The organism is Lysinibacillus sp. FJAT-14745, assembly GCF_001275675.1.
Classification (GTDB): Bacteria; Bacillota; Bacilli; order Bacillales_A; family Planococcaceae; genus Lysinibacillus.
Genome location: NZ_LITM01000002.1, coordinates 304,227 through 307,069, shown reverse-complemented (window position 1 = coordinate 307,069; position 2,843 = coordinate 304,227). Strand labels below are relative to the sequence as shown.

General features: G+C 34.2%; 2 protein-coding genes and 1 pseudogene. 1 reads left to right on the top strand and 2 read right to left on the bottom strand.

Features of this window, described 5'->3' with window-relative positions; all coding sequences use genetic code 11:
* Positions 1–534 precede the first annotated feature (534 nt).
* Together AMS59_RS02980 and AMS59_RS02975 are read right to left on the bottom strand one after the other, a co-directional pair.
* Complete coding sequence (locus tag AMS59_RS02980) at positions 535–1,521, bottom strand: LLM class flavin-dependent oxidoreductase (RefSeq protein WP_053482271.1); 987 nt, start codon at positions 1,519–1,521, stop codon at positions 535–537.
* 93 nt (positions 1,522–1,614) lie between these two features.
* The gene (locus AMS59_RS02975; RefSeq protein WP_053482270.1) at positions 1,615–1,902 is read right to left on the bottom strand and encodes a hypothetical protein; all 288 of its coding nucleotides are present in this window, start codon (positions 1,900–1,902) and stop codon (positions 1,615–1,617) included.
* 220 nt (positions 1,903–2,122) lie between these two features.
* Here AMS59_RS02975 and AMS59_RS24020 point away from each other — a divergent pair.
* Positions 2,123–2,345: pseudogene (locus AMS59_RS24020) on the top strand (IS4 family transposase); the annotation flags it as partial.
* Between the last annotated feature and the right edge of the window lie 498 nt (positions 2,346–2,843).

Sequence of the window (2,843 nt, the reverse complement as noted above, 5' to 3'; positions counted from 1 at the left end):
TACATGTCTTCGTTTTTACTCTAAAAAGGCGGAAGAATAAATCTGAAATTTCAGTTAAAATTCATGCGACGGTAGTGGTAGCTTTTTAATAAAGTTCGATTAAAAGTAAGTTGCAAACGCTGATTTTATACAGAAAGAAACCAACTGTTTTGAAACGAAGTTTAATCATACAATTATTAGTACCATCCAAAACCAAGTATGCCTTCATTCAACTTTCTTTCTTTCTTTCTTTCTTTCTTTCCATTCTAAAATTCCTACTTCAATTCCTTGTTCTTCCATTTCTTTTTTTTGTATAAAATTGTAAAATATCATTATGCTTATTCTTATCTTTATGAGGTCCCGCCCCATGTCCATCAAGCTAGTACACCTAAAACAGTAAAATCGACATCTCAGGAGTAAAAATGTACAAAATTCTTGTTTTGGGGAGCAATCAAATATGAAATTTATATGCTAAATTCATTTATTAAGCTATTAATTTCCAGTGGGATTAAATAAAATCAGCTTTTGTGAAGTGTAATTTGTCCTATCAATTTTTCACTTACATGCAGGAATTACATACTTACCAAATAAGTCTAGGGATGAAAGCACTTTATGATGTTCTAATCCACCAAAATTCATTACTGCCATAAAATTCGTAACACCTATTTCCCTGTAGGACTGAATTTGTTTAATAACTTCATCAGGACTTCCTATTACTGGATTGAATTTATGTTTAAGGTCTTCATATGAGATATTCGTCCCTCGCGGAGTATTCATAAATAGTTGATAAGGATCTTTTGCATTAGATTCAGCATCTGCATATGTTTCACCAACATGAACATGAAATGCAACAGGGATTTCCAACTCTTCTGGATTACCGTATCCTGACTTTAGATACGTATTCTTGTAAGTATCAATCAGCTTTGCTAATTCATCTCGTGATTTACTAAACCCAAGCCCCATGAAATTGTCTCCCATACTAGCAACATGACTAACACCTTTTTCACTAGAGGTTGCAATCCAGTGAGGCGGAAACGGATCTTGTGTTGGCTGAACATTAAGCTTAAGGTCTTTATATTGAAAAAAGTTCCCTTGATGAGAAAAAAGCTTGCCTGACCATGCCTTACGTAACACTTCTAGAGACTCGTTAAAACGCTCAGTTTTGTCCTCCAATGAAATATTATAACCATCAAATTCCTTCTGTGCATATCCACTACCTAACCCCAAATCTAATCTTCCGTTTGATAAAAGATCAACCATCGCATAATCTTCAGCAACTCGTATAGGGTTGTGTAATGGAAGTACTGAAACACCCACACCAAGACGAATTCTATTCGTCCTTTGAGATACCGCAGCGAGTAGAACTGCTGGAGAGGGATTAATACCAAAATCTGAGAAATGATGTTCTGCAAACCATACCCCGTCAAAATTCATTTCTTCAGCCCGAACGGTTTGCTCCAATACCTCATTATAGAATTGTCTAGGAGTTCGGGATGATTGATCGGGATAATTGTCAAATATTGTTAATGTACTAAATTTCATTTAATATCGCTCCTGATAATTTTATTTAGCTTCTTTACTTCACGGATAGTTTACAAAAAATCTAGATGATACTGTATTTAAAAATAAATCATTCTAGTTTTCCGAATTATTCCACTTACGGCTTACTTCTAAACCATAATCCATATCATAAACTTCTTTTATAGCTTTAACCTTTTCAAGACTCTCTTGGCTAAACACAGGTTTGTTTTCAAAAGCATGAAGAACCATTCTTTCAAGAAGAACGCCTAGTGAAATATCGTGATACTCTGCCATGGCTTTTAAAACTTTTACCATTCTTTTTTCCATCCTAATGCCAGTTTGTACACGTTCAACTTTAATTTTTTGATCTTTTCCATTTATTTGTTCATTATGTTGTTTCATAATTCCACATCCTTATCGATAAAAATGATATTTTATTACCTATATAGCAATGTAACATTATAACACCATCGCGTGTTTTGTCAATTGTGACATTATATTATCGAATTAACATAATGGAGTCTCGCCCCATCACTATCAAAATAATATAAATTTGTATCCATGTAATGAAAAAAAACGCTATTCTTTTTGTAGAAATATACAGAAAGGATGGCGTTTTTGTATGAATCTTTCGATTCAAGATGAGTTTCATTTATTCGCTGAAATTACAGCGATATCTATCTCCACATATTATTCAACAACTTGAACAAGAGACAGGTTTTGTAAAACGTAAAAGTAGCAAAAGATTTAGCTGCTTATGTATCTGGATTAGTCAACATGTAGCAAGCGATTCTCTCACTCGATTATGTAGTCAACTTTATGCAAATACTCCTGCAATTCACTCATTTTATTAATTTAATTTTAAAATATCTTGTTCATACAGATAGGTAAGCCTTTGAAATTATCGCAAGCTTTTCCCCCCTGTTCACACCGTACGTGGGACTTTCACCGCATACGGCGTTCCAACTAATCCAATTCAATTAATCATCAACACTTCTGATATCAAAATACCTTCTACGTCTCAATTCTTCCGTTTCAATAAGTCGGTGCCTCCTTTGGAAGGTGAACCTCTTTTAGTCTCACGAGAACCTTATTAACCGATAAAGATATGCCAAGCATGATTAAGTAATTCTTCATTAGTCTAGTGGCTATCCCTCCACGTTCATTACACGCTTCAACGGTACTGTGCCACCACTTTCACTGATATAAAGTAAAGTTATATAACCGCTAATCTTACGATTATTTTCCTTCGCAACGCTTCAAAGAGAGTAAGCCCTCCACGTTATCAGCTTACAATGTTGAATTATATCTATTATAGAATGAACTTAGGTGCTTCCTGTAAG

Bases quoted from the DNA above. Each gene is read 5' to 3' on its own strand.
- AMS59_RS02980 (WP_053482271.1), bottom strand. From the start codon at position 1,521: ATGAAATTTAGTACATTAACAATATTTGACAATTATCCCGATCAATCA.
- AMS59_RS02975 (WP_053482270.1), bottom strand. From the start codon at position 1,902: ATGAAACAACATAATGAACAAATAAATGGAAAAGATCAAAAAATTAAA.